Raw genomic sequence first — 17,937 nt, 5'->3', positions numbered from 1 at the left:
CCGCAACCCGACACGAAGGTCTCTACGGTGCATACCGAAGTAAATCCCGAGAGCCCCTTCGGCGGGCCTTCGGTACCGAAGCGCCGCGCCACAGGGCTACTGGGCCGCGAAAGCGAACTCGACAAGATCACCGGGCTGTTCCGGGACGCGCTGAACGGCCGGGCCGCCAGCGCGGTGGTGGTCGGCGAGTTCGGCATGGGCAAGTCGGCGATGCTCACCGCGGCCGGTGAACTCGCGGAAGCGGCCGGGTTCACCGTCGCGATCGCCACCGCGTCCCGGCTGGAGACACATCTGAGCGGCGGGGTCGGCCGCCAGCTGATCGAGGGGCTCACCCGCGCGCCCGCCGTCCCCGGATCACCGAGACCGCGTGCCCCGCACGCCACCGAATCGCTGCCGGACCGCCGTCCACGGACCGAACAGGAACAGACGGAGGCGCTCGACGCCTTCTTCCACGCCGTCCGGCACGCCGCCGAACGGGGTCCGGTCTTCCTCGGCGTCGACAACATCCACCTCGCCGACCCGTGGTCGATGCGCTGTCTCGCCTACATCCGTCATCGGGTCGAGCACCTGCCGGTGATGGTCGTGCTGACCTCGCTGGTCGGCCAGCTGCAGACCGGTGAGGTCGCGCTGCTGGAGATGTCCGGCTGCACTCCGGCGACGATCCTGCTGCGCGGGCTCGGCGCCCGGCACGTCGCCGAGTTCCTCCGGGTCTCTCCCGGGCGGTTCGCCGAGGAATGCCGCGAGGTCACCGGCGGCAACCCGTTCCTGCTCGGCGCGCTGGGGCGCCGCCTGGTCCCGGGGATGGACCTGGACACCGCGGGTTCGGCGATGATCGGCGAGGTGCTGCGGGTCCGCATGCACGAGTACACCGCCGCGCCGAAAATGCTCGAAGCCGTCGCGATCCTCGGCGAGGACGCGAGTTTCGACCTGCTGGCCCAGCTGGCCGGGGTCGACGAGAGCACCGCGATGGAAGCCATCGACACGATGGTGCGCGTACATCTGCTGAGCAACAGCCACCGGCCGGCGCTGACCTACCGGTTCGTCCGCAACTCGGTACTCGCCGACATGCCGCTCACCACCAGGGCGGTCACCCAGGCCCGCGCGGCGCGGCTCCTGCACGACGCGGGTGCCGCGCCGGAGCGGATCGGCGCGCATCTCCTGGAGGCGACCGCGATCAGGATCCCCTGGGCGGTCGACGTCCTGCGGCTCGCCGCACGGCACTCCGTGGTCGAGGGCGACCCGGAGCTCTCCATCCGGTTCTTGTCGCGGGCGCTGGAAGAACGGCTCAGCGAACGCAAACGGATGGCGATCCTGCTCCAGCTCGCGCACGCGGAATTCCACTGCGACCCGGATTCGGCGCCGGCCAGGGTGCGCGAAGCCATCGACCACATCGACGACCGCGAAACCGCGGCCTTCGTCGCGACGGCCATGATCCTTTCGCTGTGCTGCGGCCCGGACGCGCGGCTGGCGATCAACTCCGCCGGCCAGTTCGCCGCGCGGCTCGACGCGGGCGGCCCCGACGCCGTCTGGCCGCTGCTGTGCATGACCTATCTCGCCGAGGCGGGCAGCAGGCTCGGGCCGCCGCCGGACTTCCGCGATTTCGAGCGGCAGTGGGCGCCGCTGAACGATCCCGCCGCGCAGCAGAGCCGGTCGGGATTGCTCGCGCTCGACACGGTGCGCAGCGGGAGATCCTCGGCGGACGCCGTCCGGCATTTCGGGGAGGCGTTGTCCGGCGAGCAGCCCGAGCTGTTCGAGCAGCCGTACTTCTTCACGCTCGCGACGGCCGCGCTCGCCGACGAACCCGCGCTCACCGACAAGCTCTGCCAAGTGCTCGACACGAAACGCCTGCCGTGGGACTTCCACGTGCCGAAGGGGGCGCTGGCCACCCTCGCCCGCGGGATCGCCGTGCAGGCGGGCGGTGATCTGGTGCGGGCGAGCGTCCACTACGAATCGCTGGTGCGGCAGTTCGACGAACGCGGCGCCATCAGCCGGTGCCCGATCGCGGTGCTGTGCGCGGCGAGGTCGATCGAGGTCTCGGTCGACCTAGGCCGCCACGACGTCGCGACCGCGCTGCTGGGCAAAATCGATTTCGCGGCCACACAAGCACTTTTCACGCACAATTACCTGCTCTACGCCCGCGGCAGGCTCCGCGCCGCCACCGGGGAGCCCGAGCTCGGCTACGAAGACCTGCTCGGCTGCGGCCGCCGTCTCGAACATCACGGCATGCGCTTCCCCGGCTTCGCCCCTTGGCGCGCGCACGCCGCCCGCACCGCGCTGGCGCTCGGGCGCACCGACGCGGCGGCCCGGCTCGCCGAGGAGGATCTCGACGCCGCCGGACGCTGGGGATCGCCGAGGATCCTCGGCGGCGCGCTGACCACCGCCGGCCTCGTCCGTGACAACGGCCTCGGCGAGGAGGGCGAACGCCTGCTCACCAAGGCCGTCGACGTCCTCGGCGGATCGACCGCGAAACTGGCGCTGGCCGAGGCGCTGACCGAACTCGGCATCCTCCAGGCCAGGCACGGGCAGGCCGAGAAGGCGATCGGCACGCTGCGGATCGCCACCCGGTCGAGCAAGCACTGCGGGGCGCGGCCACTCGCGAGACGGGCCGCCGAGGCGCTGCGGGACGCGCGCACGAGCCTCACGACGGCGAAGGACAACGAACACGGCCTCACCAAACAGGAGTACCGCGTCGCGCTGATGGCGTCACAAGGTCTCACCAACCGGGAGATCGCCGAAGCGCTGCACCTGACCCGCCGCACCGTCGAGCTGCATTTGTCCGGGGCCTACCGGAAACTGGGCATCACCGGCCGCACCGAATTGAGTTCCGCACTCGGCCGGCCTCAAGCCTCGTGAGTGGCACCCGAACGCGTTTAGTCCTCTGGATGCGGTAGTTGCCTGCGCAACTACCGCATCCAGAGGACTAAACGCGGGAGATTACGGGAGGTAGACGGTCTGGCCAGGGTGCATGGTCGGGCCGCAGTCCTTGAGCGGGCGGCCGAAGCGCGCCTTCTCGACTTCCGGCATGGTCTTCGCGGCGTAGTCCTGGACAGCCTTCAGCTTCTCCGGGCTGGTGACGGCGTCCTTGCGCACGAAGTCCCCGTTCCGCGGGCCGCTGCCCGGGTACACGAAGATCGGCTCGTAGTCGCGGTCGATCCGCGGGTCGACGGTGATGCCGTTGCCCGACGCCCACGGGCCCCACGAGTGGATGAAGGTCGGCTTGACCTTGTCGAACACGTAGTCGCGCAGCCCCGGCATGTCGCCGTTCTTGACGAAGTCCGCGACGTCCGCCTCGACCAGCCCGGCCATGTCGACCAGGTGCAGACGGCTGGTCATCGACGAGCCGCCGAGGTCGGGCAGGAGCAGCGACGCCTGCTGGAGACCGAGGATGTCGGCCATGGTGTTGAAGCCGCGGCCGAAGCGGTCGGCGATGAGGCACGCGGGCACCGTCGGGACCTCTTGGAACTTCTTCGACGTCGACGCGAAGCCCATCCCCGACGGGATCGCGGCCGCGACCAGCACGAGCACCACGACGGCGCGCAGCACCGCCCGCGAGCGGCGCATCAATTCACCGGCGGCCAGCGTTCCCGCCAGCACGCCGAGGATCCAGATCGGGGTCGCGAACCGGTGCTGGCCCATCCAGTCCGGGACCATCACGCCGTACGCGACGATGCCCAGCGCCAGCGGCACCAGCAACGCGATCAGCGCGCGCCGCCATTCCGCGCGGACCAGCGCGTAACCGATGGTCAGCGCCAGCAGGATCGTCCCGGCGACACCGGCGTAGCCGACCAGTTCGAACGGCTGCTTCAGCGCCGAAAGCCCGGGCAGGCCCTGCCCCTTGGCGATGGACGGGTTCGCCAGCAGCCTGCCGAACTCCGCGATCCGCCAGGTGAGGTACGCCCCGAACGGGATCGCGAACGCGACCACCGACACCACGATCAGCTTGATGCTCCGGCCCAGGAGCGGTTTCCGCAGCTGGAACAGGACGACGAGCGGGTACGCGCCGCCGTAGATCAGGCCTTCGGGGCGGGTCAGCGCGGCGAACGCGACCAGCACCCCGGACCAGATCGCGACCTTCGCGGTGAGGACGGTGTCCTTGCGCACGGCCACGAACAGCAGTGCGGCCAGCCAGGCGACGGCCATCCCGAACAGGGAGTTCTCCAGGCCGGAGATCGTCCAGATGACGAACGACGGGATCGCGGCCAGCGTCAGCCCGACGACCAGCGTCGCCAACCAGGCGAAGCGCGCGAAGATCTGCTTCGCCGCGACGTGGCACGCGGCCAGCGTCCCGGCGGTGAACAGCAGTCCCAGCAGCTTCGGGAACAGGACGTAGTCGGGAACGCCGAACAGCATGCCGCTGTCGAAGACGCCGACGAGCTTGCCGAGCACCAGCGCCACCAGCCACGTCGAGTTCGACCAGCCCTCGACCGACGGCTGCCCCTGCTGCAACACGGGGCCGAGCCCGTCCGCGAAGCTGCGCGCGTAGGAGAAGGTGATGGCCGCGTCGTCGACGATCCAGTGGCCGTAGAGGGTGGCGTGCCAGGCCAGCGCCGCCACCCCGGCGAGAATCGCCAGGTACGGTGCGACACGGGCGGCCAGACCACGACGGGCCGGCGCCTGGGCCGGGTCGGGCACGTCTTTTTCGGAAGCCTCGCTGAGTGCGCTCGCCGTCATGTCCCCGTCTTTGCCTTTTCGCTCACGTGCCGTCGCCCGAAACTGTAGCCAATACCCCATCGGCGGCTTCCGACGCGTCATATCCAGGCGTGATCCGCATCACACCTTTCCGATCAGGAAAGATGGGAGATGTCGTTCACCAACCGCACCGACGCGTTGCCGTCCGGGTAGAACTCGACGATCGACAGCGACGCCAGGTCCAGATGCAGGCGGAACAGCAGCGACGGCCCGGCGTCCAGCCCCATCCGCAGCAAAGCCTTGATCGGCGTGACATGGCTGACCAGCACGAGCGTCCGGCCGCCGTATTTCGCGATCAGTTCGTCGCGGGCCTTGCGGACCCGCCGGTGGACGCCGTCGAAGCTTTCGCCGCCCGGCGCCGCGATCGAGGTGTCGGAAAGCCAGCTGGTCTGGAACTCCGGGTCGCGGTCCATGGCCTCCTTGAAGGTGAGGCCTTCCCAGTCGCCGAAATCGGTCTCGATCAGCCCGGGGTGGGTCTCGACCCGGCCGCCCAGCGCGTCCGCGATCGCCTGCGCGGTCTGCTGGGTGCGGATCAGCGGTGAGGCGATGATCGGCGCGGCCTCGCCGTCGACGACCAGGCCCTCCATCGCGCCGAGGCGTTTCGCGGCGGCGGCCACCTGCTGTTTGCCGTGCTCGGTGAGGGGCACGTCGCCTCGGCCGGAATACCGCTTCTCGACCGACATCGCCGTCTGGCCGTGCCGCACGAGCAGCAGCTTGGTCGGCGTCCCGGTCGCGCCGCTCCAGCCGACCGGACTGACCCTGTCCTGCTTCACGGTCTTCTTCGGCGCTTCCGCCTGCTTCCCGGCGTCCATCGCTTCATTCGCCAGGCCGTCCGCGTGGGAGTTCTCGGCGCGCGGGATCCACTCGTAGCGCACGCGCGAGAACCGCGCCGCCAGCTCCTTGGCCTCGGCGTTCAGCGGCTGCATCGACGGGTGCTTGACCTTCCAGCGCCCGGACATCTGCTCCACCACGAGCTTCGAGTCCATCCGGACGTCCACTGTGGACGCACCGAGCTCGGCGGCCGCGGCGAGCCCGGCGATCAGGCCGGAGTACTCGGCGACGTTGTTGGTCGCGATGCCGACGTACGCCTTGCGCTCGGCGAGCACCTCGCCGGTGGCCGCGTCCTTGACGACCGCGCCGTATCCGGCGGGTCCGGGATTGCCCCGCGAACCGCCGTCGGCCTCGACGAGCACGTGGTCGGTCACAGGCCGGACTCCAGCGTGCGCACCAGGATGGCGCCGCAGTTCTCGCACTGGATGACGTTGTCCTCGGGGGCCGCCTTGATCTCGGCGATCTCACGGCGGTCGATGTCGAGCTGGCAGGCGCCGCAGCGGCGGGCCCGCAGCAGCGCCGCGCCGATGCCCTTCTGCGCGCGCACCCGCTCGTACAACTTCAGCAGGCCTTCCGGGAAACGCGGCAGGAGCTTGGCGCGGTCTTCGTCGCGGCGTGCCTTCGTGGTGTCGAGGTCGGTGAAGTGCTCGTCGCGGCGGCTGACGGCTTCGGCGACCTCGTTCTCGGCCTTCGCGACCTCGGCGCTGGTGCGCTGGGCGTCCAGCTCGAGCGCCTCGCGGCGTTCCATCAGTTCGAGCAGGTCGTCCTCCAGCGCGGACTGGCGCCGGTTGAGACTGTTCAGCTCGTGCTCGATGTCGGTCATCTGCTTCGCCGCGACGGAACCGGATTCGAGGAGCTTGCGGTCGCGATCGCCGCGGGCGCGCACCGACTCGATCTCCTTCTCCTGGCGCGCGATCTCGCGGTCGAGGTCGGACGCCGCGGTCTGGACCGAGACCAGCGCGTCACGTCGTTCGCGCACCGTCTTCTCGCCCGCGTCGATCTCGGCGATCTCCGGCAGGGTGCGGCGACGGTGGGCGGTACGCGAGAGTTCCGCGTCCACCTTCGCGAGTTCGAGCAGCTGGCGCTGGACGGCGGGATCGGCCTTCACGGTGCTCCTTGGATGGTCAGTGCTCGGTTCGGGTGGCCCGTAGCGTCCACGGGTCGGTGCACCTCGTGGAGACGTGAACGTCGACGTTACCCGCAAACGCGGCACGGACGACGGCCGAGGCTTGCTCGCACCACGGCCATTCGCTCGCCCAGTGCGTGACGCCGACCAGTGCGGGGACTTCGGCGATCTCGGCGAGATGCTCGCCGGCGGGATGATGCCGGAGATCGGCCGTGACGTAAGCGTCGACACCGGCGGCGGTGGCCCGCTTGAGATAGCTGTCGCCGGAACCGCCGGAGACGGCGACGCGGCTGATCGGGCGGTCGGGGTCGCCCGCGCCGTAGACGCCGGGCTCCGTGCGCGGCAAGGCGTTCGCGACGCGTTCGACGAAGGCGGAAAACGGTTCGGGCTCGGGCAGCTCGCCGATGCGCCCGATCCCGGTGACGCCGTCCTCGCGGGGGTCGAGCGGGCCGAGGACGGTCAGGCCGATGGCGTCGGCGAGCGCGTCGGAGACGCCGGGCGACGCGGAATCGGCGTTGGTGTGCGCGCAGTAGAGCGCGACGCCCGCACGGATCAGGCGGTGCACGAGACGCCCTTTGGTGCTGTCGGCCGGCACGCCGTGGACGCCGCGCAGCAGCAGCGGATGGTGCGCGACGATCAGCTGAGCGCCCCCGGCGATCGCCTCGTCGACGGTCTCGTCGACCGGGTCGACGCAGAACAGGACCTTGTCCACGTTCTCGGCCGGATCGCCGCAGACGAGTCCGACGGCGTCCCACGATTCGGCGAGTTCGGGCGGGTACGCCTGCTCCAGGGCGGCGATGACTTCGGCTAGCGCGGGCACCCGGGGATTTTCGCATGTAGCGTTTCCGGGCATGCGACTTCGGGTGCTCTGTGCCGCTTCGCTGCTTCTCGTCTTGCTACCCGCGCCGGCGTCGGCGTCTCCGGGACTCTGGCAACTGACCGACCTGGCCGCTCAGCGCGTCCAGATCGCCGACAAGGTCGCGGCCGCGAAGTTCGGCACGCCGTCGCCGATCGACGATCCGGTGCGCGAACAGCAGATCCTCGACTCGGTGGCGGCGAAGGCGCCCGGTCTCGGCCTCGACGCGGCCGGCGCGGTGCGGTTCTTCCGCGACCAGATCGAGGCGAACAAGGTCGTTCAGCGCGGCCTGTACGCGCGGTGGACCGAGCACCCCGCCACGCGGCCGCCCGGACGGCCCGATCTGGGGACCGAGGTGCGGCCGGTGATCGACCGGCTGAACGCGGGCCTGCTCACCGAGCTCGCGGCGACGCTGGACGCGCGGGCGCGGCGATCGTGCGACGTGCGGCTCGCGGTCACGGTGCGGCTGACCGACGCGCGGCGCGGGCTGGACCGGCTGCACTCGGGGGCACTTTCGGAGTCCGTCCGGTCCGCCTGCACACGGCCCTGACCTGCGGCGGGAGAGCAAGGGACCTTTGCTACCACTGGCGCTCAGCGGGTGGGGTGTGTGGAAACAGGGACGTTGAGTGTCCCTATTTCCACACACCCCCTACCGCGCGTAGTGACTGTGTGGTTTTTGGTGCGTTGGGTGACCTGAAATCCACACAGTGCCCGCCCGAGGGGAGCAAGGGACCTTTGCTACCGCCCCCGGGCTCAGTCCAGCGCCTTCGCGTCCTTGCTGATCGCCCAGCGGCCGGCCGCGCGCACCACGCGACCCGTCCACAGCATCGCCCGGTAGGCCTTCGTCGCCTGATCGGGCACATCGGGCCGGACGACCTCGTAAGGCGCGACGGACGCGCTCGACCGAAGGTGCAACGGCATCCTGGTCATCGCCTCTTTCGGCGATCTCGCCTGGACGAAGTGGTGCTCCGACAGGATCCGCCCGACCTCGTAGGGGTGCGGAAGCTTGACGGTGATGCGGTACCAGCGGAGCCCGGTTGCCGGGGACTCGATGCTGGGTATTGGTGCGCTCATACGCGACCTTCCTGCGTGTTTCTCTCCAGGAGGTCTACTCCCGCTTCGTCCCGGCTTTCCAGCTTCGCGCGCCCGGTAGCCGTTCGGAGCCGGTGAGCGGTCGATCTCCGGCGGCCATCACACTGATCAGGTGCTGCACATCGTCTTCGTCTGTTCCGGCAACATCTGCCGCTCCCCGATGGCCGAGCTCGTCTTCCGCGCGAAGGCCGAGGAGGCGGGACTCGATCACCTCGTTCAGGTGTCCAGCGCCGGAACCGGCGGCTGGCACGTGGGCGAGGCCGCCGACAAACGGGCCCGCGCGAAGCTGGCCGAACACGGTTACCCGACCGGCCACGTCGCGGCCGAGGTCGACCGCGGGCATCTGGCGGCCGATCTGCTGCTCGCGGCGGACGAGAGCCACCTGTCGTTCCTTCGGCGCAAGGTCTCGGACCCGGCGAAGGTCCGTCTGCTGCGCGAGTTCGACCCGTCCGCGCCCGAGGGCGCCGAGGTTCCGGACCCGTACTACGGCGAGGACGACGGGTTCGAGGACGTCCTCGGCATGATCGAACGGGCCGTTCCCGGCCTGCTCGGCTGGGTGCGCGCACACGCCTGAGGCCGACCGCTTACCGTGGTGGGGTGCGGTTGAAGTTCCTGCTGAAGCCCGGGTGGCTGGCGTTGACGTTGGTGGTGTTCACCTTCGCCATCACTTGCTTCACCCTGCTGGCGCCATGGCAGTTCTCCCGCAACACCGAGCGCGAGCACCAGAACGCGGCGCTGCGGGAGTCGTTCACCGGCCAGCCGCGGTCGCTGGACCAGCTGCTTCCGAACGGCGCCGCCCCTGATCAGCGCACCGAATGGCACCTGGTCGCGTTGAAGGGAACGTACCTGCCCGAGGGCGAGGTCGTGGCCCGTCTGCGCTCCGTACAGGGCGAAGCGGCCTACGAGGTCCTGACACCGTTCCGGACCGTCGAGGGCACGGTCGTACTGGTGGACCGCGGATACGTCCGGCTCGACGACAAGTCGCGCGCGCTCCCCTTCGCCCCGCCTCCCGCCGGAACGGTCGACATCGTCACGCGGGCCCGTCACGACGAGAAGGACGGGAAGAACCGCGACGCCTTCGCCGACGAGTCGACCGGCGGGAAGCTGCAGAGCTACGTCGTCGATTCCCAGGTCGTCGCGCGGGCCGCGAAGCTGGACATCCGTCCGGGCTACTTCCAGCTCGACGTGAACCAGCCCGGCGTGCTGGGCGCGCTGCCGCTGCCGCAGACCGACGCCGGGCCGTTCTTCTCCTACGCGCTCCAGTGGATCGCGTTCGGGGCGATGGCGGTGATGGGCTGGCTGTACTTCACCGTCCGTGAGCTGAAGCCGGGCGGCGCGCTGGCCACGGAGCGGCCACACCGGCGCAAGAGTGTCGCGGAGATGCTGGCCGAGGACGAGCACACAGAAGTGGCCACCTGATCTGGCACGAAAATGGCCCTTTCATAGGTCCATTCCGCATGATCCCCTTCGATCATGTTGATTCACCCGTGGGACGCCGCCCACGACGACGCCGAATGGCAGACCTGGCTCTCCGCACACGACTTCGGCCAGCTGATCGCCGGAGGCGCGGGTCGTGACCTGCCGATCGTCAACCCCGTGCACTTCGTCTTCGACGGCGACCGAACGGTCCTGCTGCACCTCGCGCGTCCCAACCCGGTCTGGCCGTTGCTGGAGGAACACCCGCGCGCCCTGCTGTCGGTGATCGACGAGCACACCTACATCCGCTCCGACTGGAACACCCCCGCCGACCCGCCGCACGGGGTGCCGACCTCCTACTACTCGTCCGTCCAGCTCGAATGCGACGTCCGGCTGATCGACGACGCCGCGGAGAAGGCCTCGCTCCTCGACCGGCAGCTCGCGCACTTCGAGCCCGGCTCTGGCCGACTGGGGGTGAGCGCCACCGAGGCGCCGGACAAGCGGCTGCTCCCTGGCATCCGCGGGGTCGAGCTGACCGTGACCGGGGTGCGGGCGAAGTTCAAGTTCGGCGGCAACAAGCAGCAGGCCGACCGGTCACGGATCGACGCGGAGCTCGCCCGGCGCGACGGCCCGATGGACGCCCGGGCGCGGGCGCAGCTGGCGCGGCGGGAGCGGTAGCAAAGGTCCCTTGCTCCCTTTCCGCAGGTCAGCGCGCCAGGCGGTAGCAAAGGTCCCTTGCTCCCACGTCCGGTGTCGAGCCGCATCCCTCCCGTTCGTCCTAGGGGTGCACGACATCTCGCGGAAGGGAACAGTGATGGAAACGATGGAGTCGTACCGGCACGCCCAGGACGGGTTCGACGCGGTCCTCGCGGCGGTCAGGCCGGATCAGTGGGACAAGCCGTCGATGTGCTCCGAGTGGTCGGTGCGTGACGTCGCCGGACACGTGATCTGGGGTCAGCACCAGATGCGCGCTTGGGCGACCGGCGAGGACTACCGGGAATCGGCGGGTGCGCCGGGCGCGCCGCACCCGGCGGTGCTGGCCGGAGAGGATCCGCTGCGAACCTGGCGGGCGGCGCGCGAGGAGTCGGTCGCGGCGCTGACGCCGGACGCTCTCACCAGGATCACCTCGATCACGGGGATCGGTGAAGTCCCGCTGGCCGCGATCGTCACCCTGCTGATCACCGATCACCTCGCCCACACCTGGGACATCGGGTACGCCCTCGGGATGGACGTCCGGCCCGCTCCTCAGCTCGTCGACCTCGCATTCGAATGGGCACGCGCCCATGTCGTGCGCCGCCCCGGGTTCTTCGGGCCGGAGCTCACCCCGCCCGCGGACGCCGACGAGCACACCCGGCTGCTGGCGTTCCTCGGCCGGGCGGCCTGGCAGCCGGTACCCGCCTGACGTCGCTCGGGCGGGAGGTCTCCTCCCGCCCGAGCGCCCCTACGGGGAATCGAGTGAACGCAGCCGTCCGAGGAGAAATCGCCGGTCGCCCGGGTCGGTGGCGAGGTCGTGTGCGCGACGGTAAGCGGCCGTCGCCTCGTCACGCCTGCCGAGGCGGCGAAGCAGATCCGCGCGTGCGGCGTGGAACAACTGATAGCGCTCCAGCCCGTCGATCCGGTCGATGAGCGCGAGCCCGTCCTCGGGCGTCGTGGCCATCGCGACGGCGACCGCGTGGTTCAGCGCCACCACCGGCGAGGGCGTCAGCGCCAGCAGTTCACCGTAGAGCGCGGCGACCCCGGCCCAATCGGTGTCCGCTGTGGACGGTGCCTGCGCGTGGAGCACCGCGATGGCGGCCTGGAGCTGGTAGGGGCCGGGTGCCCCGTGGCGCAGCGCCCGGTCGAGGACGCCGATCGCTTCGACGATCTCGCCGTGGTCCCATCCGGACCGGTCCTGATCCTCCAGCAGCACGAGATCACCGGCACCGTCGCGGCGGACGGCGGACCGCGAATCGTGCAGCAACAGCAAGGCGACCAGTCCGAGTGCTTCGGGCTCGTCGGGCATGAGGGCGGCGACGAGCCTGGCGAGCCGGATCGCCTCCCGCCGCATCACCGCGTCGCCGGCGGCGTAGCCCTGCGTGAAGATCAAGTACACGACCGCCAGCACGCCTGTCAGGCGCTCGGGCAGCAGGTGGTCGGCCGGGACCTCCAAGCCGATGCCGGCGTCGCGGATCTTCCGCTTCGCCCGCACCAGCCGCTGCGCGAGTGCCGCTTCGGTGACCAGGAAGGTCCGCGCGATCTGCGCCGCGGTCAGCCCGGCGACGGCCTGCAACGTGAGCGCCACCCGTGCCTCCTCCGCTAGTGCGGGATGGCAGCAGGTGAAGATCAGGCTCAGCCGCTCGTCGCCCACGGCGAGCAGCCGTTTGTCGTCGAAGTCGGGCATCGTCGCCTCCGCCGGCGCGGCCGCCTCTTCCTGCTTCTCCCGGCCGAGCCGGGCCCGCCGCAGCCGGTCGATGGCGCTGTTGCGCGCGACCGCGAGCAGCCAGGCGACCGGATCGTCCGGCGGCTCGGACCAGCGCCGCAGCGCCTGTGCGCACGCGTCCTGCAACGCGTCTTCGGCGAGTTCGAAGTCGCCGAGCACGCGGACGAGCGCGGCGAGCATCCGGGCGCGGTGTTCGCGGAAGACCCGCCCCACCACCTCGGCCGTCATTCCGCGGCGGCCACCGGGTCGGACGGCCGATGATCGAGACCGGGAACACCGGCGATCGGCCGCACCTCGATGGAGCCCTCGCTCGCCAGCGGGCAGAGCGCGGCCAGTTCGAGCGCCTCGTCGAGGTTCCGGCAGTCGAGGACGTAGTAGCCGCCGAGGTGCTCGTGGGTTTCCACGAAAGGGCCGTCGGTGACGAGCGTTTTCCCGCCCCGGACTTCGACGACGGTGGCCGTGCTTTCCGGCCTCAGCGCATGTCCGCCGACGAAGACACCGCGGCGGCGGCATTCGTCGGCGAAGGCGTTCACCCTGGCCAGCGCCTCGGGGAAGGCGGGGTCATCGGGCTCCGGCCGCTTGCAGTTGTAGATCAGGAGCAGATACTGCACGGGTCCTCCAGCCATCCGAAACGGATCGTTCGCAGAGGATGACGAACAGGGAGACGGTAACTCGACAACGCGGCCCGCTGCTCCCGTCGTCGACTCCTCCCACCGGAGTGGCAGCAAAGGTCCCTTGCTCCCTTTCCGCAGGTCAGCGGCCTAGGTGGTAGCAAAGGTCCCTTGCTCCCCCGCGCCGCCGAAACCGCAGGTCAGCGCCGTCGCCGAAGCCCGACGAGACCCGCCAGCACCACCGAGCTGAGCGCGCCCAGCCAGCCGACCACCCGGGAGAGTTCCACCGCCCGCGTCACGTGGCCGGCGTCCGGGTTGCGGCCGATGCCGAGCACCGGCAGCTCCTCGACCCCGTGCGGATACACCGTCCGCCCGCCGACCCGGATCTCCAGCGCCCCGGCGAAGGCGGCCTCGACGCGGCCCGCGTTCGGGCTCGGGTGCGCGGTGGTGTCCCGCCGCCACGCTCGCCACGCCCCACCGGCCGAGCCGCCGACGACCGGGGCCGCGAGCACGGTCAGCCCGGCCGCGACCCGCGTGGGCACCAGATGGACGATCTCGTCCAGCCGGGCGACAAGCCACCGATACCGCTCGGGACGTCCGCGCCCGATGCCGCGCAGCAGGCTGATCGCACGCGAGCCGAGCAGGCCGGGGACACCGGCCAGCGCACCCCACACCAGCGGCGCGATGACGACGTCGGCGGTGTTCTCCGCGAGCGTCTCCACCGAAGCGCGCGAGAGGCCGATGACGCCGAGATCGTCGGCGACCCGGGGGTCCAGTGTGGACAGTGTGCCGCGCGCGGTCTCGAGTTCGCCTTCTTCGAGGTCACGCGCCAGCGACGTGCCGTGCGCGGCCAGTCCGGCGGCGCCGAGGACGGCCCAGGTGGTCACCGCGGTCGTCGTCGCCTGCAGGACGGGGCTGCGCCGTCCGGCGCGTTCGGCGAGCACGCCCGCCAGTACGGCGGAGCCCGCGAGGCCACCGGTCCACAGGATTCCGGCCACCGGCCGCTTCGCCCGCACCTTCGCGTCCACCGCCGAAGCCGCCCTGGCGAACGCCGTCACCGGACGCCGTGACCGGGGATTCCCGATCACCCCGTCCGCGGCCACCCCCAACACCAAGCCGATCGCGCGCGCCGCGCTCACCGTCGCCCCCTGCATGCAGTATCCCTCGAAGACCTGCAGAGATTACTCGAAGATCATCCGTCCAGGAGGACGGCCATCTCGTCACGCGCCTGGATGACGATGTCGCGCATCGCGCGTTCGGCCCGGTCGGGGTCACCGGCATCGACGGCCGCCGCGACCTCGACGTGCAGGGCGACGGCCTCGGGTTGCGGTTCCTCCGGCATCAGCCCGTGCCCGGTTCGCCCGGCGAGCACCGCGGCGACGACCGCGGAAAGCTGCGCGAACATCGGATTCCGCGACGCGGACAGCAGCAGATCGTGGAATGCGACGTCGTGCCCCAGGAAGGTTTCGAGGTCCCGCTGGTGCGCCGTCTCCTCCAGCCTCTTCGCCAAGGCCCGGAGACGGCCGCCTTCTTCCGGGGTCGCCCGCAGCGCGGCGTACCGGGCGGCGCACGGTTCGACGCCGGAACGCAGTTCGGTCAGGGTTCTCAGCGCGGTCTTCCGCTCGGATCCGTCGAGTTGCCAGCGAAGCAGTCTCGGGTCGTAATGGTTCCAGTCCCGCGGCTCGCGCACGATCACGCCGACCCGGCGCTTGCTGCTGGTCAGGCACATCGTTTCGAGGACGCGCACCACCTCGCGCGCCACCGTGCGCGACGCGCCGAACCGCTCCTGGAGCTCCTCCGAGCGCAGGACGGAACCCGGCGGGAGCTCCCCGTTCGCGATCGCGGAGCCGAGCGCGTCGAGCACCTCTGCATGCCTGTCGTTGCCCACCAGGCGACTCTAACCTTCTGACTCGATTAAGTAGTACTTGATGTTGCTTAAGTAGTACTTTTGAGCTGTACTCGTCCCGGCTACAACGACGTGGGAGGTACGGATGACCGTCATCGTGGTGATGGGCGTTTCCGGCTCGGGCAAGACGACCGTGGGCACGGCACTCGCCGAACGCCTCGGCGTCGACTACGCCGAAGCGGACACGTTCCATCCGAAGGCGAACATCGACAAGATGAGCTCCGGCCACCCGCTGAACGACGAAGACCGGCGGCCCTGGCTCGAAGCCATCGCCGCCTGGATCTCCGGCCACCAGTCCGCCGGCGGCGTCGTGACGTCCTCCGCGCTCAAATACCGCTACCGCGACATCCTGCGCGGCGGTGGCGACGTCTGGTTCCTGCACCTGCACGGCGACCGCGACCTGCTCGCCGACCGGATGAAGACCCGCTCCGGCCATTTCATGCCGGTGTCCCTTTTGGACTCCCAGCTCGCCGATCTCGAACCGTTGCAGCCGGACGAATTCGGCCTCGTCGCCGACATCGCGAAGAAGCCGGAAGAGATCGTCGAAACCGCCCTTTCCGCTTTCGAGGACCGCCGATGACCACCACACTCGCCGCCGCCTGGACCGGACACGACACCCGTCTCATCGGCGCGACGGTGCTCGCCATCGCCGTGATCGTCGTCCTGATCACCAAGGCGAAGCAGCATCCGTTCCTGGCCCTCATCCTCGGCTCCGGCGTGCTCGGGCTCGTCGGGGGCATGCCGGTGGACAAGCTGATCAAGAGCTTCAGTTCCGGCGTCGGCTCCACCGTCGCCTCGGTCGGCGTGCTGATCGCGCTCGGCGCGATGCTCGGCAAACTGCTCGCCGACTCCGGCGGCGCGGACCAGATCGTCGACACCATCCTGCGCCGCGCGGGCGACCGCGCCCTGCCGTGGGCGATGGCGCTGGTCGCCGCGCTGATCGGGCTGCCGATGTTCTTCGAGATCGGCCTGGTCATGCTGATCCCGGTGATCCTGCTGGTCGCCAAGCGCACCGGGAAACCGCTGCTGATGCTGGGAATCCCCGCGCTCGCCGGGCTTTCGGTGCTGCACGGTCTCGTCCCGCCGCATCCAGGACCGCTCGCCGCCGCGGGCGCGCTGAACGCGAACGTCGGCCTCACGCTGGCCTTCGGCCTGCTCGTCGCGATCCCGACGGTGATCATCGCCGGGCCGCTGTTCGGCAAGCTGGCCGCGAAGATGGTCCCCGACGCCGTCGCGCCGGAACGCCTCATCCCGGAATCGTCCTCTTCGGACGGACGGCGGCCCGGTTTCTTCGCGACGCTGTCCACCGTGCTGCTGCCCGTCGTGCTGATGATGGGCAAGGCGCTCGCGGACATCCTGCTGGAGAAGGAGAATCACGTCCGCCGCGTGCTCGACTTCATCGGTGATCCGCTGGTGGCGCTGCTCGCCGCGGTCCTGCTCGGCATGCTCACCCTCGGCAAGTCCGCGGGCTTCACGCGGGACAAGCTGTCGTCCACGGTCGCGGACTCGCTGCCGCCGATCGCCGGCATCCTGCTCATCGTCGGCGCGGGCGGCGGATTCAAGCAGACCCTGGTCGACGCCGGGGTCGGCAACGTCATCACCAGCCTCGCCACCGGCGCAAACCTGTCGCCACTGCTGCTCGGCTGGCTGGTCGCGGTCGCGATCCGGCTCGCCACCGGCTCCGCGACGGTCGCCACCGTGTCCGCCGCCGGCATCGTGGCCCCGCTCGCCGCGACCATGGACCCGTCGCACAGCGCGCTGCTGGTGCTCGCGATCGGCGCCGGTTCGCTGTTCTTCTCCCACGTCAACGACGCCGGTTTCTGGTTGGTCAAGGAGTACTTCGGGCTTTCGGTCGGGCAGACACTGAAGAGCTGGTCGATCATGGAGACGGTCATCTCGGTGGTCGCGATCGCGCTGATCCTGCCGCTCGGCGCCTTGTTGTAGCCGAAGTACCTGAAGACCCGGTTGACATGTGACCTTTTGGTCACCTATTCTTCCGGTGTGCCCGACGACGACCTGGTATTCAAGGCCCTGGCGGATCCGACCCGCCGGTTCCTGCTCGACCGGTTGTTCACGCGTGACGGCCGCACCCTGACCGATCTCGAGTCCGAAGTGGACATGAGCCGGTTCGGCGTGATGAAGCATTTGAAGCTGCTCGAAGAAGCCGGACTTGTCGTCACGCGCAAGGAGGGCCGGGAGAAGAAGCACTTCCTCAACCCGGTGCCGATCCGCCAGATCCACGACCGGTGGATCGACAAGTTCACCGAGCGCAACGTGACCGCGTTGCTCGACCTCAAAGCCGAACTCGAAGCCCCAGTACCCGAAAACGAGGAACCGTCATGACCGACACCGTCACCCAGGTCTACCGCGTCTACATCAAGGCCACCCCGGAGAAGATCTGGGACGCGATCACGAAACCGGAGTGGTCGCGGAAATACGGCTACTCCGGCCTCGTCGACTTCGACCTGCGCCCGGGCGGCAAGCACGTCACGCATCCGACGCCGGACTTCGTCCAGGCCGGGTTCACCGACGACCTCGCCGGCGGCGAGGTACTGGAAGTCGTCCCGCCACGCAGACTGGTCATCACCTGGAAGCTGCTGATGGACCCGGCCTACGCCGAGGAGCCGTACACCAAGCTCACCTACGAGATCGAAGAGACGAAGACCGCGGGCACCCGGCTGACCGTCACCCACGACGTCACCGGCGCGCCGGCGACGGCCGCGTTGGTCAGCGGCTCGCGGGAGAACATCGACGCCGGGCCGAACGAGAACCCCGGCGGCGGCTGGGCGTGGATCCTGTCGGACCTGAAGACGCTGCTGGAGACGGACGAGCCGCTCGTACCCGCCGCCTCCTGACGCTTCCGGCAAGTTCCGTGAAGGCCTCCTTGAGGGACTCTGAGTCCCTCAAGGAGGCCTAATGGGTTGTGTTCAGGCTGGTTTGGCAGGCTTGGATGTGGTGGCTGCTGGTGGGTGAGCACTCGTGAGGCCTGGG

Annotated in this window: 19 protein-coding genes; 10 read left to right on the top strand and 9 right to left on the bottom strand. The window is 69.9% G+C overall.

Annotated features, from left to right (window positions below):
* Positions 1–27 precede the first annotated feature (27 nt).
* Positions 28–2,853 (top strand): BREX system ATP-binding domain-containing protein, encoded by a 2,826-nt coding sequence (locus ACZ3HL_RS42590; protein ID WP_465537532.1) that lies wholly within the window; start codon positions 28–30, stop codon positions 2,851–2,853.
* A gap of 81 nt (positions 2,854–2,934) precedes the next feature.
* Here ACZ3HL_RS42590 and ACZ3HL_RS42585 read toward each other — a convergent pair whose 3' ends face one another.
* The 4 genes from ACZ3HL_RS42585 to ACZ3HL_RS42570 all read right to left on the bottom strand — a co-directional run bounded on the left by ACZ3HL_RS42585 (position 2,935) and on the right by ACZ3HL_RS42570 (position 7,466).
* Positions 2,935–4,671, bottom strand: a complete 1,737-nt coding sequence (locus tag ACZ3HL_RS42585) for a hypothetical protein (protein ID WP_465537530.1) — start codon at positions 4,669–4,671, stop codon at positions 2,935–2,937.
* Between the two features lie 113 nt (positions 4,672–4,784).
* A complete protein-coding gene (locus ACZ3HL_RS42580) occupies positions 4,785–5,894 on the bottom strand; it encodes a bifunctional RNase H/acid phosphatase (protein WP_465537528.1) in 1,110 nt (369 codons plus the stop codon).
* The gene (locus tag ACZ3HL_RS42575) at positions 5,891–6,628 is read right to left on the bottom strand and encodes a zinc ribbon domain-containing protein (protein ID WP_465416788.1); all 738 of its coding nucleotides are present in this window, start codon (positions 6,626–6,628) and stop codon (positions 5,891–5,893) included. The genes ACZ3HL_RS42580 and ACZ3HL_RS42575 overlap by 4 nt, the downstream gene beginning before the upstream one ends.
* 16 nt (positions 6,629–6,644) lie before the next feature.
* The gene (locus tag ACZ3HL_RS42570; protein WP_465416790.1) at positions 6,645–7,466 is read right to left on the bottom strand and encodes a Nif3-like dinuclear metal center hexameric protein; all 822 of its coding nucleotides are present in this window, start codon (positions 7,464–7,466) and stop codon (positions 6,645–6,647) included.
* Between the two features lie 31 nt (positions 7,467–7,497).
* Between ACZ3HL_RS42570 and ACZ3HL_RS42565 the strand changes: the two genes are divergently transcribed.
* The gene (locus ACZ3HL_RS42565) at positions 7,498–8,052 is read left to right on the top strand and encodes a chorismate mutase (protein ID WP_465537526.1); all 555 of its coding nucleotides are present in this window, start codon (positions 7,498–7,500) and stop codon (positions 8,050–8,052) included.
* A 203-nt stretch (positions 8,053–8,255) separates the two neighbouring features.
* Here the strand turns inward: ACZ3HL_RS42565 and ACZ3HL_RS42560 are convergent, their stop codons facing one another.
* Complete coding sequence (locus ACZ3HL_RS42560; RefSeq protein ID WP_465416794.1) at positions 8,256–8,576, bottom strand: hypothetical protein; 321 nt, start codon at positions 8,574–8,576, stop codon at positions 8,256–8,258.
* A 130-nt stretch (positions 8,577–8,706) separates the two neighbouring features.
* Between ACZ3HL_RS42560 and ACZ3HL_RS42555 the strand changes: the two genes are divergently transcribed.
* The 4 genes from ACZ3HL_RS42555 to ACZ3HL_RS42540 all read left to right on the top strand — a co-directional run bounded on the left by ACZ3HL_RS42555 (position 8,707) and on the right by ACZ3HL_RS42540 (position 11,412).
* On the top strand, positions 8,707–9,168 hold the full coding sequence (locus ACZ3HL_RS42555) for a low molecular weight protein-tyrosine-phosphatase (RefSeq protein ID WP_465537524.1): 462 nt from the start codon (positions 8,707–8,709) through the stop codon (positions 9,166–9,168).
* Positions 9,169–9,191: 23 nt separating this feature from the next.
* Positions 9,192–10,013 carry an SURF1 family cytochrome oxidase biogenesis protein gene (locus tag ACZ3HL_RS42550; RefSeq protein ID WP_465416798.1) on the top strand — a complete coding sequence of 274 codons (822 nt, stop codon included), beginning with the start codon at positions 9,192–9,194 and terminating at the stop codon, positions 10,011–10,013.
* A gap of 54 nt (positions 10,014–10,067) precedes the next feature.
* On the top strand, positions 10,068–10,688 hold the full coding sequence (locus ACZ3HL_RS42545) for an FMN-binding negative transcriptional regulator (protein ID WP_465416800.1): 621 nt from the start codon (positions 10,068–10,070) through the stop codon (positions 10,686–10,688).
* A 136-nt stretch (positions 10,689–10,824) separates the two neighbouring features.
* A complete protein-coding gene (locus ACZ3HL_RS42540; protein ID WP_465537522.1) occupies positions 10,825–11,412 on the top strand; it encodes a TIGR03086 family metal-binding protein in 588 nt (195 codons plus the stop codon).
* 39 nt (positions 11,413–11,451) lie between these two features.
* Here ACZ3HL_RS42540 and ACZ3HL_RS42535 read toward each other — a convergent pair whose 3' ends face one another.
* The 4 genes from ACZ3HL_RS42535 to ACZ3HL_RS42520 form a co-directional block, all read right to left on the bottom strand.
* Positions 11,452–12,657 (bottom strand): RNA polymerase sigma factor, encoded by a 1,206-nt coding sequence (locus ACZ3HL_RS42535; RefSeq protein ID WP_465537520.1) that lies wholly within the window; start codon positions 12,655–12,657, stop codon positions 11,452–11,454.
* The gene (locus ACZ3HL_RS42530) at positions 12,654–13,040 is read right to left on the bottom strand and encodes a YciI family protein (RefSeq protein WP_465416806.1); all 387 of its coding nucleotides are present in this window, start codon (positions 13,038–13,040) and stop codon (positions 12,654–12,656) included. The genes ACZ3HL_RS42535 and ACZ3HL_RS42530 overlap by 4 nt, the downstream gene beginning before the upstream one ends.
* A gap of 200 nt (positions 13,041–13,240) precedes the next feature.
* A complete protein-coding gene (locus tag ACZ3HL_RS42525; protein WP_465537519.1) occupies positions 13,241–14,194 on the bottom strand; it encodes a cobalamin biosynthesis protein CobD/CbiB in 954 nt (317 codons plus the stop codon).
* A 38-nt stretch (positions 14,195–14,232) separates the two neighbouring features.
* Entirely contained in the window at positions 14,233–14,928 is a 696-nt protein-coding gene (locus ACZ3HL_RS42520) for a FadR/GntR family transcriptional regulator (protein WP_465416810.1), read from the bottom strand.
* A gap of 103 nt (positions 14,929–15,031) precedes the next feature.
* Here ACZ3HL_RS42520 and ACZ3HL_RS42515 point away from each other — a divergent pair, with 103 nt between their 5' ends.
* Genes ACZ3HL_RS42515 through ACZ3HL_RS42500 form a run of 4 tightly spaced genes read left to right on the top strand, consistent with a single transcriptional unit; the run spans position 15,032 to position 17,801 of the window.
* Positions 15,032–15,526, top strand: a complete 495-nt coding sequence (locus ACZ3HL_RS42515) for a gluconokinase (RefSeq protein ID WP_465416812.1) — start codon at positions 15,032–15,034, stop codon at positions 15,524–15,526.
* Positions 15,523–16,890: a GntT/GntP/DsdX family permease gene (locus ACZ3HL_RS42510; RefSeq protein ID WP_063276125.1), complete on the top strand. Its 1,368-nt coding sequence runs from the start codon at positions 15,523–15,525 to the stop codon at positions 16,888–16,890. Before ACZ3HL_RS42515 ends, ACZ3HL_RS42510 begins: the two co-directional genes overlap by 4 nt.
* A gap of 57 nt (positions 16,891–16,947) precedes the next feature.
* Entirely contained in the window at positions 16,948–17,289 is a 342-nt protein-coding gene (locus ACZ3HL_RS42505) for an ArsR/SmtB family transcription factor (protein ID WP_465537518.1), read from the top strand.
* Positions 17,286–17,801 (top strand): SRPBCC domain-containing protein, encoded by a 516-nt coding sequence (locus ACZ3HL_RS42500; RefSeq protein ID WP_465416818.1) that lies wholly within the window; start codon positions 17,286–17,288, stop codon positions 17,799–17,801. Before ACZ3HL_RS42505 ends, ACZ3HL_RS42500 begins: the two co-directional genes overlap by 4 nt.
* The last annotated feature ends 136 nt before the right edge of the window (positions 17,802–17,937 follow it).

The organism is Amycolatopsis sp. NPDC000009, assembly GCF_055563465.1.
The sequence above is the reverse complement of the archived record's forward strand: the minus strand, read 5'-3'. Positions and strand labels throughout refer to the sequence as shown.